General features: G+C 63.6%; 16 protein-coding genes. 12 read left to right on the forward strand and 4 right to left on the reverse strand.

The window, feature by feature from the left end; translation table 11 throughout:
• Window positions 1-29 precede the first annotated feature (29 nt).
• The 3 genes from ABD283_RS13065 (at window position 30) to ABD283_RS13075 (ending at window position 3144) form a co-directional block, all read left to right on the forward strand.
• Window positions 30-515, forward strand: coding sequence for a MarR family winged helix-turn-helix transcriptional regulator (locus ABD283_RS13065; RefSeq protein ID WP_344225418.1), 486 nt, complete (start codon window positions 30-32; stop codon window positions 513-515).
• A 129-nt stretch (window positions 516-644) separates the two neighbouring features.
• On the forward strand, window positions 645-2507 hold the full coding sequence (locus tag ABD283_RS13070) for an ABC transporter ATP-binding protein (protein WP_425552843.1): 1863 nt from the start codon (window positions 645-647) through the stop codon (window positions 2505-2507).
• Window positions 2508-2532: 25 nt separating this feature from the next.
• Window positions 2533-3144 (forward strand): DUF421 domain-containing protein, encoded by a 612-nt coding sequence (locus ABD283_RS13075; protein ID WP_344225419.1) that lies wholly within the window; start codon window positions 2533-2535, stop codon window positions 3142-3144.
• A 14-nt stretch (window positions 3145-3158) separates the two neighbouring features.
• Here the strand turns inward: ABD283_RS13075 and ykgO are convergent, their stop codons facing one another.
• Together ykgO and ABD283_RS13085 are read right to left on the reverse strand one after the other, a co-directional pair.
• Window positions 3159-3281, reverse strand: coding sequence for a type B 50S ribosomal protein L36 (gene ykgO, locus ABD283_RS13080; RefSeq protein WP_344225420.1), 123 nt, complete (start codon window positions 3279-3281; stop codon window positions 3159-3161).
• Window positions 3278-4528 (reverse strand): CobW C-terminal domain-containing protein, encoded by a 1251-nt coding sequence (locus ABD283_RS13085; RefSeq protein WP_344225421.1) that lies wholly within the window; start codon window positions 4526-4528, stop codon window positions 3278-3280. Before ABD283_RS13085 ends, ykgO begins: the two co-directional genes overlap by 4 nt.
• Window positions 4529-4651: 123 nt before the next feature.
• On the opposite strand from ABD283_RS13085, the gene ABD283_RS13090 reads away from it, so the two are divergent.
• The 7 genes from ABD283_RS13090 (at window position 4652) to ABD283_RS13120 (ending at window position 12188) form a co-directional block, all read left to right on the forward strand.
• Entirely contained in the window at window positions 4652-5884 is a 1233-nt protein-coding gene (locus tag ABD283_RS13090; RefSeq protein ID WP_344225422.1) for an ABC transporter ATP-binding protein, read from the forward strand.
• A complete protein-coding gene (locus ABD283_RS13095; protein WP_344225423.1) occupies window positions 5881-6663 on the forward strand; it encodes an ABC transporter permease in 783 nt (260 codons plus the stop codon). The genes ABD283_RS13090 and ABD283_RS13095 overlap by 4 nt, the downstream gene beginning before the upstream one ends.
• Entirely contained in the window at window positions 6660-7337 is a 678-nt protein-coding gene (locus tag ABD283_RS13100; protein ID WP_344225424.1) for an ABC transporter permease, read from the forward strand. The genes ABD283_RS13095 and ABD283_RS13100 overlap by 4 nt, the downstream gene beginning before the upstream one ends.
• Window positions 7334-8284 carry an ABC transporter substrate-binding protein gene (locus ABD283_RS13105; protein ID WP_344225425.1) on the forward strand — a complete coding sequence of 317 codons (951 nt, stop codon included), beginning with the start codon at window positions 7334-7336 and terminating at the stop codon, window positions 8282-8284. Before ABD283_RS13100 ends, ABD283_RS13105 begins: the two co-directional genes overlap by 4 nt.
• A 335-nt stretch (window positions 8285-8619) precedes the next feature.
• Complete coding sequence (locus ABD283_RS13110) at window positions 8620-10629, forward strand: alpha-amylase family protein (RefSeq protein ID WP_344225426.1); 2010 nt, start codon at window positions 8620-8622, stop codon at window positions 10627-10629.
• A gap of 443 nt (window positions 10630-11072) precedes the next feature.
• A complete protein-coding gene (locus ABD283_RS13115; protein ID WP_344225427.1) occupies window positions 11073-11564 on the forward strand; it encodes a hypothetical protein in 492 nt (163 codons plus the stop codon).
• 111 nt (window positions 11565-11675) lie between these two features.
• Window positions 11676-12188, forward strand: a complete 513-nt coding sequence (locus tag ABD283_RS13120) for an SRPBCC family protein (protein ID WP_344225428.1) — start codon at window positions 11676-11678, stop codon at window positions 12186-12188.
• Window positions 12189-12218: 30 nt separating this feature from the next.
• On the opposite strand, the gene ABD283_RS13125 is transcribed toward ABD283_RS13120, so the two are convergent.
• A complete protein-coding gene (locus ABD283_RS13125; RefSeq protein WP_344225429.1) occupies window positions 12219-12764 on the reverse strand; it encodes a GNAT family N-acetyltransferase in 546 nt (181 codons plus the stop codon).
• Between the two features lie 145 nt (window positions 12765-12909).
• On the opposite strand from ABD283_RS13125, the gene ABD283_RS13130 reads away from it, so the two are divergent.
• Window positions 12910-13530 carry a superoxide dismutase gene (locus ABD283_RS13130; RefSeq protein WP_095797251.1) on the forward strand — a complete coding sequence of 207 codons (621 nt, stop codon included), beginning with the start codon at window positions 12910-12912 and terminating at the stop codon, window positions 13528-13530.
• Between the two features lie 197 nt (window positions 13531-13727).
• The gene (locus ABD283_RS13135; RefSeq protein WP_344225430.1) at window positions 13728-14705 is read left to right on the forward strand and encodes a 2-hydroxyacid dehydrogenase; all 978 of its coding nucleotides are present in this window, start codon (window positions 13728-13730) and stop codon (window positions 14703-14705) included.
• 122 nt (window positions 14706-14827) lie between these two features.
• Here the strand turns inward: ABD283_RS13135 and ABD283_RS13140 are convergent, their stop codons facing one another.
• Window positions 14828-16096, reverse strand: a complete 1269-nt coding sequence (locus ABD283_RS13140; RefSeq protein WP_344225431.1) for a cysteine desulfurase family protein — start codon at window positions 16094-16096, stop codon at window positions 14828-14830.
• Between the last annotated feature and the right edge of the window lie 31 nt (window positions 16097-16127).

Genomic DNA, 16127 nt, shown 5'->3' on the forward strand with positions numbered 1-16127 from the left:
CGTCAATATATTCCACCTAGAATCGGCGCATGAGCGATACAGAATGGTTGTCCGAGGACGAGCGCGAAGCGTGGCTGGCGCTCGTGTCGATCATGTTCCGCCTGCCCGGCGCCGTGGAAACACAGCTGCGCAGCGAAGAAGACATGTCTCTGGCGGAATACCTGGTTCTGGCGATGCTCTCCGAAGCCTCCGACCACCGGCACCGCATGTCCGAACTCGCGGCCGCTACGAACACGTCCCAGTCGCGGCTCTCGCGCATCGTCGCGCGTATGGAGAAGGCCGGGCTGGTCACCCGCGAAGGCCGCCTCGATGACCGCCGCGTGGTCATCGCCGAAATCACCGACGCAGGGATCGAGCGCATCCAGCAGGCCGCACCGGCTCACGTTCGTCATGTGCGAGAGATCGTTTTCGACCGGCTGAGTCCCGAGCAGGTGGGGCAGCTCGTTGAGATCGGCCGCTCCCTCAACCGCGGACCGGCTGAAGACGTGGCAAAGGGTATGCGCTCGATCGCGTGACGGGTGGATGAATCAGCAATCGTTCTCTCCGCTGATCCGGGTCTCCTGCTCGGTCAATGGCTTGATCGATCGTCGTGAGTAAAGCTTCTCTCCGCCCCTGACCGCCAGGTCTAGAGTGGCGGGGTGAGTATGAACAACAGTCCGCACCGGGTCATGATGGGCACCGTTAAGGGCCAGGAGTACAAGGGGCGCAAGATCAGTGGCGCCACCATCAAGCGCATCCTGACTTTCGCGCGCCCGCACCGTAAAACCATCGCGCTGTTCATTGTGGTGTCCGTGGCGCTGGCCGTCCTGGGCGTGGTGACACCGGTTCTCGCAGGCCGCGTGGTCAACGCCATTACCGGCGGTCAGGACATCTCCGCTGTGGTGTGGTTGGCCGTGGGGATCGCGATCGTGGCCCTGTTGGATGCCGGACTGTCCGTGCTCAACCGACTGTTGTCCTCCCGCGTGGGTGAAGGTTTGATCTACGACCTGCGCACCACGGTCTACAACCACGTGCAAACCATGCCGTTGGCGTTCTTCACTCGCACCCGCACGGGCGCGTTGGTCTCGCGACTCAACACTGACGTGATCGGTGCGCAGCGGGCCTTCGCGGGAACGCTGTCCGGGGTGGTCTCCAACGTGGTGTCGCTGGCGCTCACCGTGGGCGTGATGGTGACGATCTCGTGGCAGGTCACCGGGTTGTCCTTGCTGCTGCTCCCCATTTTCTTGATTCCCGCCCGCGTCATGGGTGGACGCCTGGCCGGGCTGCAGCGGCAGTCCGCCCAGTACAACGCGCAGATGTCCATCCGCATGACGGAGCGCTTCGGTGCCGGCGGGGCCACCCTGGTCAAGCTCTACGGCGACCCATCGAGTGAGTCCCAACAGTTTGCCGAGCGCGCCGCAAGCGTGCGCAATATCGGCATTCGCACCACCATGCTGCAGACGACCTTTGTCACCGCGCTGACCCTGGTCTCCGCCTTGGCGCTCGCGCTGGTCTACGGCGTGGGTGGTGCCCAGGCGATCCTGGGGCATTTGGACGCCGGCGCCGTCGTCACCCTCGGAATGCTTTTGACCAGGCTATATACCCCGTTGACCATGTTGGCCAACGCCCACATGGACATCATGAGCGCCGTGGTGAGCTTCGAGCGCGTGTTCGAGGTGCTCGACATCAAGCCCCTCATTCGTGAAGCACCCGATGCCCGAGCGATTGACGCCGGTCCCGCGTCCGTGGAGTTCGACGACGTTCATTTCGGCTACCCTTCGGCCGAACAGGTTTCTCTGGCATCCCTGGAGGACGTGGCGGTTCTGGATTCGCGGGGTGGCGAAGAGGTGCTCCACGGGATCTCCTTCAACGCCCAGCCCGGTCACACCGTGGCCCTGGTGGGATCCTCAGGAGCCGGTAAATCCACGATCGCCCAGCTCGTGGCCCGCCTGTACGACGTCGATACCGGCGCCGTCCGCTTGGGTGGCCAAGATGTCCGCGAGACCACGTTCGAATCCCTGCGGGACACCGTGGGCATGGTCATGCAGGACGGCCACCTGTTCCACGACACGATCCGCGCGAACCTGGCCCTGGCTCGGCCGGAATCCACCGATGAAGACCTCTGGCACGCCCTGGATCGCGCTCGTATGAAGCACGTGATCGAATCCCTCCCGGACGGCCTGGACACCGTGGTGGGAGAGCGCGGTTACCGGTTGTCCGGTGGTGAGCGTCAGCGCCTCACGATTGCTCGGTTGCTGCTTGCCCAGCCACGCGTGGTCATCCTGGACGAGGCCACTTCCGCACTGGATTCCACCAACGAGGCGCACGTGCAGGCTGCCCTGAGCGAGGCCATGATCGGCCGTACTGCCATCGTGATTGCCCACCGACTCTCGACCATTCGCCAGGCGGATCAGATCCTGGTGATCGAAGCCGGGCGGATCGTGGAGCGCGGCACGCACCAAGAACTGCTCGAAGCGGACGGTCGTTACGCGGAACTCTATGAAACACAGTTCTCCACCACCGAGTGAGCGAGCCTAATCTAACGTCATGCCGATGAACGTCTCACTGCCCGACCAGTTGTTCGAGGAACTGGGCATTACGGGATCACATGCAATCGCCGTGGTGCTGTCCGCGGTGGGGATCTACGTGGCTTTCCTGCTGTTCGTGCGCATCTTCGGTCAGCGCGTACTCATGGCCATGTCGACCTTCGATGTGGTCGTCACGGTCATGCTCGGATCGGTGGCCGGCCGTGTGATCCTTGGTCACCCGCCCACGTTGACCAGCGGCATCCTGGGTCTGGCCACCCTGTTCATTCTGGAGGCCGTGTTCGGCCAGCTGCGTTCCTCGATGCGCGTGCACAAACTCATGAACAGCCCGGCACGGTTGCTCATGATCGGCCCGGAGATCCAAGAGAAGACGCTCAAACGCTCACACATCACCATCTGGGAATTGCACGGGGCGTTGCGTCGCGCGGGTGTTCGTTCCTACGAGGAGATCGCCTGCGTGCTCCATGAGCCCGGCGGCGGTATCAGCGTGCTGCGCCGCGGCGTTCCCATCGACCCCCAATTGCTCACGGACGTGGCCGGTGCCGACCGGATTCCCGCGGAGTTTCTCGCCGCAGACGAGACTGCCGATGACCACCGGGGTGATCATCGGCAGGCCTGAGGCACGGTCTGAGTTCAGCCTTGGCGGGCCTTCATGCGCGGGTTCTTCTTGTTGATCACGTAGGTGCGGCCGCGGCGTCGCACGATCTGGGAACCGGGAATCTTCTTGAGCGCGCGTAGCGAATTACGGACCTTCATGGTGTCTCCTTTGTGGTGTGTGGCGGGTTGTCTTGAAAGGGGTTGGACGAGGGCGGCTCGTTCGGTGGGCCACCCGTGGCGGCGTGAAGTAGTTCGTGCAGTTGCCCGCCGTCCAGGAATGATCCGGTGATCGCAATCGTGCAGCCACACAGCCCATCGGGTAACAGCGAGACGTGTTGCGCGGATCGGCCCGGCAGGGCGTTCTCCGCAGTGCTCGCGTTCAACACGGACGCGATGTAGTCGAGCGTCATGGGTTCCGGCTCCTTGGGTTCGAACCACACGTGCGGCCCCACCCCCTCGATGGCCACGGTGCGGGACGGATCCGCGTGGAAATGCACCGTTCCCCGCACGCGGCAGGCGCCGGCGACCATCGTGCCCAGGGCGCGATGGAACATCGCGGGGTCCACAGGCTGGGAGGTGCGCAACACGACGGTCGATGCCGCGGCGCCGTCGTACTCGGGAATGCTCCCCGGACTACGCCGCTGCTTCGCGGCGTGTTCGTCGAAGCTCGCGAACATCCCGGCGTGCGTGGAGGAACTGCGGCGGGGCGTGGCCGTGGCATCCACGATGGTCAGGTGCGGGGCGATCTCGCCGATGAGTTCTATACCGCGTTCCCAGCGATCGGGATGATGCGGCGCCAGAGCGGCATCCAGGTTGTTGACCGCGAGCAGGCTGGAGCTATAGGCAACTTCCGCGGCCAGGAACTCACCGGTGGTTCGGCAGTATTCCCGTTCGGGTATGAAGTGGGGTTCGCCCTTCTGGGTTGCATGGACGGTGGGAAGTTCAGGACGCGAGTCGAATTCCACGGCGGGGGACACGTCCCACAGGGTGTCTTCCACGGTTTCGGGATCCACGGCGAAAATCACCGACTGAACGTGGACCTCCGGGGATTCGGGGGCTCGTCCCGAGGGGCGCAGTGCGGCCACGGCTTCCTCTGACGGGAACCCCATGGGGAGCAGCAATACGGTGAGCTCATCATCTGCGGACGCGGAGGTTTGTTGGGCCATGTGGTGGGCAAGGTCGTGACGAGCTGCGGCGTCCTGGTCCGGGTGGCCGGCGTGCGCGACGTCTAGTGGCGACGCGTGGAGGAAGCGGAGGTTTCCGTTGCGGTGGTGCTTGCGCATCAGGGCGCCGTCCGCAGTGATGTCCCACCGGATGAATTCGGCCGAGGGCCAGCGGCGGGCCAGGTACTTCGCGGCAGCCAGGCGTGCCAGGGCATCCAGGGAGCTGACGATGACGAAACGCATGCCGCCACTCTAATAAGAATGGTTCTCAAAAAATAAACGCATGACAACACCACGAAATAAGGGAGCACACTGATGATCTCCCCGGATAGGATGAACGCACGTCACGGAAGGGACTTCAAGGGCATGACCGAAACGGCCATTCGCTATTCAGGCGTGAGCAAGGTGTACCCCAACGGGACCACCGCAGTGGAACACCTGGATCTGGAGATCCCCACCGGCTCACTCACCGTGTTCGTCGGTCCTTCCGGCTGCGGTAAAACCACCTCGCTCCGCATGCTCAATCGCATGGTGGAACCCTCCTCCGGCACGGTGGAGGTCAATGGTCGCAACGTGGCGGACATCCCCGCCGCGCAGCTGCGCCGTTCCATGGGCTACGTGATGCAGCAGTCCGGGCTCATGCCCCATCGCACGGTGGAAGACAACATCGCCACGGTGCCCCGATTGAACGGGGTCTCCAAATCCACGGCGCGTGCCAACGCTCGCGAACTCCTCGGGTCCGTGGGTCTGGACGAGTCCCTGGCCACCCGCTATCCGGCGCAGTTGTCCGGCGGCCAGCAGCAGCGCGTGGGCGTGGCTCGAGCGCTCGCCGCAGACCCGCCCATCCTGCTCATGGACGAACCCTTCTCCGCGGTGGACCCCGTGGTGCGTCAGGACCTGCAGCGCGAACTCCTGGACCTGCAGAAGCGGCTACACCGCACCATTGTTTTCGTCACCCACGACATCGACGAGGCCATTACTCTCGGAAACCGCGTGGCCGTTTTTGCCCGCGGCGGCAAACTGGCCCAGTACGCCACTCCTGAGGAGCTGCTGCGCGCACCCGCCGATGACTTCGTGGCGGACTTCATCGGTCGTGATCGCGGCTTCCGTTCCCTGACCTTCGACCGCGCACCCGTGGCCGTCCACCCCGTCACGGTGCTCAACGCGGAGACCGGCCAGCGCTCGCGGGTCGATTCCGGCCACGGCGCGTCCGCTCCCTGGGAGGCCGACGGCGCTCAGGGCGGTTCTCACGACGCCGCCGACCACGTCACGCACGCCGGCGTGCGAGACGGTGCGGGAACGGCGTCGTCGGAGGGTTGGATCCTGCTGGTCAACGAACGGAACGCACCGCTGGGATGGCTGCCCCTGGACGGTGCCGGGACCCCGGCGCCGCGCGAAGAGCTGCGCGTGGGTGGCACGCTTTGGCGCGCCGGCGATTCACTGCGTACCGCCCTGGACGCCGCGCTGTCCTCGCCCTCCGGCCAGGCCGTGGCCGTTCACGAGGACGGCTCCGTGGCCGGCATCCTGCGCGGTGACGAAATCATGCGGGCAATCGAGGAGCAACGCAACGAGCGCTTCGACCGGCGGGAGCAGCCGTGAACTGGCTGTCGAATAATTGGTCGACCGTCTTCGAACTCACGGGAACCCACCTGCTGCAATCGGTGATCCCCGTGGTCGTGGGGCTGCTGATCTCGGTGCCCCTGGCCCGGCTGGCCGCGGGTAGCAAGTGGCTGCGGCCACTGTTCGTGACCGGATCGTCGCTGCTCTACACGATTCCCTCGCTCACCCTGTTCGTGGTGTTGCCGCTGATCCTGGGCACCCAGATGACGTCGCTGATCAACGTGATCGTGGCGCTGACCCTGTATGTGATCGCCATTTTGGTGCGCTCGTGCGTGGACGCGTTCGAGGCCGTGGACAAGGACATCCTGCAGGCCGCCACGGCCATGGGTTACAAGCCCGTGCGCCGCTTCTTCGGCGTGGAACTGCCGCTAGCGGTGCCCGTGATGATTGCGGGCCTGCGTGTGGCCACGGTGTCGAATATTTCCATGGTGTCGGTGGGCGCGGTGATCGGCATCCAATCCCTGGGCACGTTGTTCACGGACGGACTGCGCCGCTCCATCATGTCCGAGATCGTGGTGGGCATTGTGGCCACCGTGATCCTGGCCGTGGTGCTCGACCAGTTGCTGCGTCTGATCGGCCACGTCCTCACCGGCTGGCGCCGGGCGGGGCAGGCCACCACCAAGAATTCGGATCGCGCGGGCAGCGGTGACGACACCGGCAAACGCACGGTCACGGGCCACGGTAGCGAGACCAAGGATGAGGACTCCCAGCGCGCCCGCTCGATCGCCAGCGTTGAATCCGGGGGTGCGACCGCATGAACCTGATCGATCAGGCCCTCGAATTCCTCACCGACCCCACGAACTGGACCGGCACGTCAGGCATCCCGCAGCGCATGCTCGAACACCTGGGCTATACGGGCCTCACCATGGCGATCGCCCTGATCATTGCCGTGCCCCTGGGGCTGTGGGTGGGACACACCGGGCGGGGCAGCGGCGTGGTCGTCGGTATCACCGGTGCGCTGCGATCGCTGCCCACGCTGGGTCTGCTGACTCTGTTCACCCTGCTCATGGGGTTGGGCCTGATGCCGCCGATCCTGGCACTCGTGCTGCTGGCCATCCCGCCCATCCTGTCCGGCACGTACTCCGGGGTGGCCTCCGTGTCCCCGGCGCTGGTGGACGGCGCCCGCGCCATGGGCATGACCGAGCGCCAGACACTCACGCGAGTGGAGATCCCCGTGGCGCTGCCCGTGATCCTGGGCGGTATCCGCAATGCGGCGCTGCAGGTGCTCGCGACCGTGACCATCGTGGCCTACATCAACCTGGGCGGCCTGGGGCGATACTTGATCGACGGGCTCGCCGTGCGTGACTACTCGCGGATGCTGGCCTCCGTGGTCCTCGTGGCGGTGCTCGCGCTCGCCGCGGACGCGATTTTGGCTCTGATTCAACGCCTGGTGACCTCGCCAGGGCTCAGAATGGCAGGAGAACGCTCATGAACATCTCACTTTTCCGGCGCGCGGGCGCGTGGTTGGCCGGGCTCTTCGCCCTGGCGCTGGTGCTCACCGCGTGCGGCGGCGGTTCCGACCCGCTCGATGATTCCGGGGACGACGCCGCCTCGGGCGGGTCTTCGGAGGCCGTCACCGTGGGCTCGGCAGACTTTCCCGAATCCCAGGTGATTGGCGAACTGTACGCGGGAGTCCTGCGCGATGCGGGCCTGGAGGTTGAGACCAACACGGGAATCGGCGCTCGCGAGGCGTATACCGGAGCTATCAAGGACGGATCCGTGGACGTGGTTCCCGACTACTCCGGTAACCTGCTGCTCTTCGCGGACACCGAGGCCACCCAGTCCTCCGCGGAGGACATCATGAGTGCGCTTCCGGGCGCCTTGGAGTCAGAGGGGCTGTCCGTGCTGGAGGCTTCCAACGCGGAGAACAAGGACTCACTGGTGGTTACGCAAGCCACTGCCGATGAGCACTCCCTGAGCTCGATCGAGGACATGGCGCCCAAGTGCGGCGAGTTCATCATGGCCGGCCCGCCCGAGTTCCAGGAACGCGCCTACGGTGTGGACGGCCTGGAGGAGAAGTACAACTGCACGTTCAAGTCCTTCGAACCCATCAATGACGGCTCCGGCCCCCTGACGGTGCAGGCTCTCACGAGCGGTGATGTGCAGGTGGCCAATATCTTCACGACCACCCCGGCTATCGAGGACGAGAACCTGGTGGTTCTGGAGGATCCCCAGAACAACTTCATCGCGCAGCAGGTGCTGCCCCTGACCGCTCCGGACCGTCTCCCGCAGCAGGCCCAGGACGCGCTGAACGAGTTCTCCAACAAGCTGACCACCCAGGATCTGATCGATCTCAACCGCAAGGTGAGCGGTGAACAGCAAATGAACCCGGCGGATGCGGCTGCCGAGTGGCTGTCGGACAACGGCTACCAGTCCTAGTTTCCACAGGGGATGTCCACAGTGCGTGGGCATTGTGAGAAACCGATGTTGACCTGCTCAAACACAGCGTTTGGGCAGGTCAATTCTCGTTCGACACGCCGCAGTGTCCACACCTGTGGATAACTCTGTGCACAACCTGTGCAGTAAACCTGGGGGTACGGAATGCGACACGTACGCGTCACCTTGTTAGCGCACTAACGAACGTGTCTATGCTGGGGAAGCCACGATTCATCGGATGGTGGCATTGTCCGAAAGGGCTCGGCGTCAAGGGGGATCTCGAGCTCGGAACCACCTCACAGATCTGTTGTGCGTGAGGAGACCGAGGAGAGCGCACCATGTTTCAACAAGAAATGATCCTCCCGACCGTCACGAGCCGTGACGAACTCATCGGTGCCATGAAGCGACGCTTGAGTCAGGATGACCGAGTGTCCCCGGCCGATCGTGAGGTCTTCCTGCGTCGACTGAGTTCCTACGCGGGTCAACTCGTGAACGGACTGCGCGCCGTCTACGGACGGCGCCCCGATTTCTGGGAGTTGGCCGCGGCCAGTGTGCTCACTGCGTGGGATTCCTATGCGGAACGACCGGACGATCTCAGGAAGCTGGACGTGGAACGTGAGGCTGCGCCGTCGTGGTTCTTGTCCCGGCAGGCCGTGGGCGGTGTCTGCTACGTGGATCGTTATGCCGGTTCCATTGCGGGTTTGCGTGAGCGCATCCCGTACTTCAAGGAGCTCGGTCTCAACTACCTGCACCTGATGCCGCTGTACGAATGCCCGGAGGGCAATTCCGACGGCGGGTACGCGGTGTCCTCGTACCGGCGGGTGGATCCGTCACTGGGCACCATGGAAGAACTCGCGGAGTTCGCTGCCGAGCTGCGGGCTGAGGGTATTGCTCTGGTGCTCGACTTCGTCTTCAACCACACTTCCAACGAGCACGAATGGGCCCGGGCCGCCGTAGCAGGGGATTCGTACTACGAACAGTTCTATTGGATCTACCCGGACCGCACCGTGCCGGCCCAGTTCGAGGAGACTGCGCGTGAGATCTTCCCGGATGACCACCCGGGAGTTTTCACCCGAGTGGACGCCACCCCCGCTGGGCGAGCGGCGAGCGGACTCGAAGAGGACCCGCGCTGGGTGTGGACCACCTTTCACCGTTTTCAGTGGGATCTGAACTACTCCAACCCTGCCGTGTTCCGGGCCATGGCCTCGGAAATGTTGTTCTTGGCGAATCAGGGCGCACAGGTGCTGCGCCTGGACGCCGTGGCCTTCATCTGGAAGCAGATGGGCACCACGTGCGAGTCCCAGCCGCAGGTGCATGACCTGCTGCGTGCGTTCAATGCCATGGTCAAGTTGGCGGCCCCGGCGGTGGAGTTCAAGTCCGAGGCCATCGTCCACCCTGACGAGGTCATCCGCTACATCCACACCGATCAGTGCGTCCTGTCCTACAACCCGTTGCAAATGGCTCTCGGGTGGGAGGCCAGCGCCACCCGCAAGGTGGCCATGCTGCAACAGGCGCTCAACGAGCGGCACAACACTCCCGAGGGCACCGCGTGGGTCAATTACGTGCGCAGCCACGATGACATCGGATGGACTTTCTCTGACGAGGACGCCGATCGGCTGGGGATCAACGGACACGATCACCGTCGCTTCCTCAACGGTTTCTACACCGGCCGTTTCGAGGGCAGCTTTGCCAACGGTGTGGCTTTCCAGGACAACCCGCGCACCGGCGACTGCCGGATCTGTGGCACCACGGCGTCGCTCATGGGCCTGGAAACCGAGCCCGGTCCGGCTGCGGACCGCATCCTGTTGGCGTATTCGTTGGCCATGAGCACCGGTGGAGTTCCCCTGGTCTATCTGGGGGACGAGGTGGGTCAGCTCAACGATCCCACCTGGGACGAGGACCCGGACAACGCCCACGATGCCCGCTGGGTGCACCGCCCCGAATACCCCCTGAGCGATTACGAGCGCCGCCATGACCTGTTCTCCGTGCAGGGGCGGATCTTCGGGGGCATTCAGCGGATGATCTCCGTTCGGCAGCAGACCGAGGAGTTCGACGGCACCCGCCTGATCCCGTTCGAGACCCACAACCCACATGTGCTGGGCTATCAACGCCCCGGGGAGCACAGCGTGGTGTTGTGTCTGGCCAATTTCAGTGACTGGTCACAGTTCGTGACGGGGGAAACGCTGTCCGGATTCCTGTCCACGGGCGAGGAATTACACGGTAACGGCACGATTGATCTGCGCAGCGGCATTCTGTTGGATGCCCACAGCTTCTGGTGGATTCGCGTGATCCCGGTACAGCAAACCACGGAGTTGTCACACAAAAGTGCAGAAAAAACTGCTCGCTAGGCACCACTGACGTCAGAAAATCCCGCCCGGGAACCCCGGGCGGGATTTTTTGTCGGAATCTTTTGTGCCGCCTCGATGACCGTTATCCACAGGAGTTGTCCACACGGTGGAAAACTCACACGGTTGTGATTCCACGGCTGTGATGCACGCATGTTCGACTGTGGAGAGCTGAAAAACCCTGCAAACGCGCCAAAGTCTATCGGAACGAATGTTCCCTGCGGGTGGCAATCAGACACATCTTCGAATTATTCACAGCATTGTCCACACCTGTGGATAACTTTCTCCACCCCTGTGCACAGCGATCCGGGGGTGAACGCGGAGTGGACATCTGAGGATTGTGGGTCAAGATAATAGGCATCGACGTGGCAGGCACAGGTGGACCCGGTGGGCTGGCCGGCTGTGTGGGAGAAGCTGCGTTTGGGGAACTACTTGAGGGATAAACCATGCACGAAGCGGACATACCGCACGGTTTTCTCATCAGCAAGCAGGAGTTCGTGCCCGCGAGTGCTGATGAGTTCGAACGTGTGCTCTTGGAGCCCTGGTCCATTGCTGCGTGGAACGATTTGGAACTCACGGCGCCCAAGGATCCGAGGGTGCCCTTGGATGTCGGAGATGCCATGGAGTTCACGGTCAAAGTGGGCCCGCTGTCTTTCGACTACGTGATGATCGTGGCCTCCCGCACCCCCGGGATCTCCTACGTTCAGCGCACCACTAAGGGGTTCGTAGAGGTCACCATCGAGTACTCCTGGAAGACGCAGGGGATGGGAACTCTCGTGACCGTGGATGCGATGTACCGCCTGACAGGGTCGTTGTGGTGGAAGAAGCCCATGACACAGATCGTGGCACGCCGGGCCGTGAGGCAAGCAGCCCGGAACATGCGAGACATGTTTTCTCCACGCAGAAGCAAAGGCACTGGAAAATTGAACCTTTCCTGACCCCATGGCCGTAAAGAGTTCCACCATCTAAGCTGGAGTAGGACACAACCGTGCGACCACGGGCAGGGTTCGCACGTGTCCCAGGGGTACACGAACGTAAGGGGAACTGGATTGGCTGAGTCCAGCATTGTTGAGTTCGAGGAACGTCTGATCATTCACGTTCCCGCCAATGTGGTGGAGCGCATGTTGGTCGATGCACCGGCGCTGCCGCAGTGGCGCACGTGCATGCGAGAAAACGTGGAAACGTCCGATCCGATCATGAAGCCCGGCACCACGGTGTCCTTCGCGACCACCCAGTACGGATTGAACTTCGATTACATCCAGATCGTGTCGCAGTACATCCCCGGTGAGACCCTGGCCTACCGCACCACCAAGGGTCTCTTCTTCATCGATACCACCTACGAGTGGGCCGAGGACCACGGCAGTACCCGGCTGACCTGTCGGTACCGGTTGTACGTGCCCAAGAACAAGCAGTTCATCAAGCGGTTGGTGGAACGCAGCTTCCAGAACCAGTCGCGCGATGACAACAAGAATTTGAAGCACCTGCTGGAGACGGGCGCGCAGCGCTACCGGGCGGCGTCGAACCTCACGCCGGACGAGCCCCGGTTGGAATCGCTGAAGTAGCCGGCACGGCCCGCAGCAATAAATCCGGGCTCAGTCCAGCCGTAGTTCGTGGCGCAGCACCGTCACATGAAAATCCTGGTGCGCCACGTAGAAATCCTGCTCTCCGCGCGGCTCGTATCCCAGGCCCTGGTAGAACTCGGCCAGTCGAGGGCTGTTCACATCGCAGTCCAAGCGCACCACTGAGCGCCCCGAGTCCCGCGTGACGTTTTCAGCATGGTGGATCAACGCCGGGCCCGTGCCGGTGCCCCGTAGCGAGCGATCCACCGCCACCCCGTGCACGTATCCGGCTGGTTCCTCTTGCTTGCCCCAGATGCGGAGGTCCTCCCACAGCACCTGCACGCTGGCGAGCACCACGGTGGGGTCCTCGGGGGATTCGATCACCGACCATTCGCCGCGGCGGATTTCCTGGGCCACGTCGGCCGGGTCGAATTCGCCCTCGCGCCACTGGTCGATGCCGCGGCCCTGGAGCCATCTGGCAATGCGGTTGCGCAGGTCAACGATGCCCTGGGCATGCTCTTCGCGCGCCGCGATGATCGGGCCGGGTGTGGGTTGGAGTTCTTCGAGTGAATCAGGCACGCACACGAGAATAAGACATCCACATGACAACTTATGACTCGGAAAGTACCTTTCCTACGCTAGTGGCTGAACCTTCTTGACCCTGTCGAGGGCCCTGGCGTTAGGTGGGAATATCAACGCCAAGCGCTAGGAAGGATGATTCACTGTGGCTGAAAAGTTCACTCTCCCCGATCTCCCGTATGACTACGCCGCTCTCGAGCCCCACATCTCGGCTCAGATCATGCAGTTGCACCACGACAAGCACCACAACACCTACGTGACCGGTGCCAACACTGCTCTGGAGAAGATGGAAGAGGCTCGCGCCAACGGTGACGCTGCCGGTGCCGCCAAGCTGTCCAAGGATCTCCAGTTCAACCTGGGTGGCCACATCAACCACTCGATCTTCTGGAAGAACCTCTCTCCGGAGGGTGGCGACAAGCCCGAGGGCGAGCTCGCCGCAGCCATCGACAACTTCTTTGGCTCCTTCGACAACTTCCGTGATCAGTTCACCGCAGTTGCCACCACCATTCAGGGCTCCGGCTGGGCCATCCTGGCTTACGAGCCCATCGCCGGCAACCTGGTGATCGAGCAGATGTACGACCAGCAGAACGGCGTTCCCGTTGCCACCATCCCGCTGCTGCAGCTGGACATGTGGGAGCACGCCTTCTACCTGGACTACCAGAACGTCAAGGCTGACTACGTCAAGGCCTTCTGGAACATCGTGAACTGGGCAGACGTCGCAGAGCGCTTCGAGAAGGCTCGCACCGGCGCCAAGTCCCTCATCTGATTGAGGCCTTACGCCCCCACCTCCACCTTGTGAGGTGAACCGGAACCCCGCACGGCAGCCATGGTTGTCGCGCGGGGTTTCGTCTTTCCGAGCGGTGATCTGTCGTTGCCTTTCATCGACGACGCCGCTCGCGACCCCTTCCACTGCACCCCAAGTCATTCCCGCCGCAGAGCCGTTCGCACACCTGAGGAGAGTTCGTGAGTACACCTCGTTTTCTGGTCACCCGTGAGATCCCGGAACCGGGACCGTCCATCCTGAAGGAAGCGGGCGACGTCGTGGTCAATGACGGCATGAGTGCGGATGAACTGCGCGATGCTGTGATCAGTGGCGAGTACGACGTGGTGCTCACGCAGGTCTCCGATAAGTTCGATGCCCAGCTATTGGCGGAGGCCAAGATTCGCGGGATCGCGAACTACGCCGTGGGTTATAACAACATCGACGTTGCGGCCGCCGCCGAGCACGGGATCGCCGTGGGCAACACCCCGGACGTGCTCAATGACGCCACCGCCAATACGGCCATGCTCCTGCTGTTGGGGGCCGCCCGGCGTGCGCACGAGGCCTCCGAGTACCTCCGGGAGGGGAAGTTCACGGGCATCGGGCCCAATCTGTTGGTCGGTCAGGACGTCACGGGTGCCACGCTGGGCATTGCTGGCATGGGCCGGATCGGTAAGGCCATGGCGCACCGGGCACTGGGCTTCGGCATGAAGGTGATTTTCACGCAGCGCCCGCCCGAGGATCGTCCGGTGTCCGATGACGAGCTGGGCGATCTGGCCGGGCGCGTGACCCAGGTTCCGTGGGACGAGCTGATCGAGACGAGTGATTACATCTCGTTGCACGTGCCGCTCACGGAGGAGACCACTCACCTCATTGATGCTGATGTTCTGCGGCGGATGAAGTCCACCGCGGTGCTGGTGAACACCGCCCGCGGTCCCGTAGTTGATGAAAATGCATTGGTTCGGGCACTGCGTGACGGTGAAATCTTCGCCGCTGGACTGGATGTGTTCGAGAACGAGCCTCGGATGGCTGACGGCCTGGCCGAGCTGCCCAACGCATTCCTGCTGCCGCATGTGGGTTCGGCCGAGGTCGGTTCCCGCGCGGGCATGGCGCGCAAGGCCGCGGAGAACGCCGTGGCCATGGCCCGGGGCGAGACCCCGCCGTACGAGGTGAAGTCTTAGGTTTCCCCGACCGCCACGCGTTCAGCCCTGCCGCGTGGTGTGGTCGGCGGCCTGTGCAGACTGATCGACGGTAACGCCGGATCCGGATCAAATCCAGGTCGTACCGTTGATCAGAGTGCAGACTATCGGCGCAGTTCCGCGATGATCTGTGCAGTGGCGCGGATCGCGTGATCGATGTCAGCCTCGGCAGTTTCCTTGCCCAGGCTGAAGCGCACGGATGTGGTGGCTATTTCCGCGGGAACCGCCATTGCCGTGAGCACGTGGGAGGGCTCCGATGAGCCGGTGGCGCACGCCGATCCGGATGAGACCAGCACTCCCTGATTCTCCAGGTCCACGAGCACGGTCTCACCGTTCACGCCGGGGAAGCAGAAGGATGCGTTGGTGGGTAGCCGCGTAGTTCCGTTCAGCCCCGCCGACGTCGCTGCGGTTGCGTTGGCCGCGACGCCCAATCCCTGGAAATTCACTGTTTCACGCGGATCCGGGCCGGTCAGGAGAGCGCCTGGAACGGAGCCGAGGATTCCGTCGATCAATCGGTTGCGCAGGGTGGAGATGCGGGCTGCGTAGTGTTCTCGCTCCCTCTCAGCCAACTCGAGGGCGGTGGCCAGCCCCACGGCACCGGCCACGTTGGAGGTTCCAGAGCGGCGTCCGCGCTCGTGTCCCCCGCCGCTCATGAGCGAACGCAGGGGAGTGCCGCGCTTGACCCACAGCATGCCGATGCCCTGTGGGGTGCCCATCTTGTGACCCGCCAGGCTCAGTGCGCTGACGCCGAGCTCATTGGCGTTCAACGGAAGAGCTCCCGCGCCCTGGATCGCGTCCGTGTGCAGCGGAACTTCGTGTTCGGCAGCAATTTCGGCCAGGGCAGGGATGTTCTGGACCATTCCCACTTCATTATTCGCGAGCATTACGGAGGCCACGGCCACCGAGCTGGGGGAGGAGGTGTGAGCGGTGCCGGAGCGAGCGTCGTCGTCGTGAGTCAAGGCGGCGCGGAAGGAGTCGGGGGAGACGAAACCCTTCGAATCCACGGGCAGCTCGGACGCTGAAAAGCCCTCGAACTGGGCGAGGAAGCGCGCGGATTCGAGGACGGCGTCGTGCTCGATGGCGCTGATCAGCACGCGGTTGCGATCCGGCTGGCGCTCGCGGCGGGCCAGGGCGATGCCCTTGACCGCCAAGTTGTCGGCCTCGGTGCCGCCAGAGGTGAAGATGATCTCCCCGGGGCGGGCACCGAGGACAGCGGCGACGCGCTCGCGGGCGTCGTCCAAGGCGCGTGCGGCACGTTGCCCGCGCTCGTGATGACTGGACGCGTTGCCGAACTCCTGAGTGAGCCACGGCCACATGGCTTCGAGCACCTCGCGGCGCGGCGCGGTGGTGGCTGCGTGATCCAGGTAGATCATGGCGTGGCCTTTCGTTGTAGCTGACGTGTCG

Source organism: Kocuria atrinae (assembly GCF_039531425.1).
GTDB lineage: Bacteria > Actinomycetota > Actinomycetes > Actinomycetales > Micrococcaceae > Kocuria > Kocuria atrinae.

Bases quoted from the DNA above. Each gene is read 5' to 3' on its own strand.
- ABD283_RS13065 (WP_344225418.1), top strand. From the start codon at position 30: ATGAGCGATACAGAATGGTTGTCCGAGGACGAGCGCGAAGCGTGGCTG.
- ABD283_RS13070 (WP_425552843.1), top strand. From the start codon at position 645: ATGAACAACAGTCCGCACCGGGTCATGATGGGCACCGTTAAGGGCCAG.
- ABD283_RS13075 (WP_344225419.1), top strand. From the start codon at position 2,533: ATGAACGTCTCACTGCCCGACCAGTTGTTCGAGGAACTGGGCATTACG.
- ykgO (WP_344225420.1), bottom strand. From the start codon at position 3,281: ATGAAGGTCCGTAATTCGCTACGCGCGCTCAAGAAGATTCCCGGTTCC.
- ABD283_RS13085 (WP_344225421.1), bottom strand. From the start codon at position 4,528: ATGCGTTTCGTCATCGTCAGCTCCCTGGATGCCCTGGCACGCCTGGCT.
- ABD283_RS13090 (WP_344225422.1), top strand. From the start codon at position 4,652: ATGACCGAAACGGCCATTCGCTATTCAGGCGTGAGCAAGGTGTACCCC.
- ABD283_RS13100 (WP_344225424.1), top strand. From the start codon at position 6,660: ATGAACCTGATCGATCAGGCCCTCGAATTCCTCACCGACCCCACGAAC.
- ABD283_RS13105 (WP_344225425.1), top strand. From the start codon at position 7,334: ATGAACATCTCACTTTTCCGGCGCGCGGGCGCGTGGTTGGCCGGGCTC.
- ABD283_RS13110 (WP_344225426.1), top strand. From the start codon at position 8,620: ATGTTTCAACAAGAAATGATCCTCCCGACCGTCACGAGCCGTGACGAA.
- ABD283_RS13115 (WP_344225427.1), top strand. From the start codon at position 11,073: ATGCACGAAGCGGACATACCGCACGGTTTTCTCATCAGCAAGCAGGAG.
- ABD283_RS13140 (WP_344225431.1), bottom strand. From the start codon at position 16,096: ATGATCTACCTGGATCACGCAGCCACCACCGCGCCGCGCCGCGAGGTG.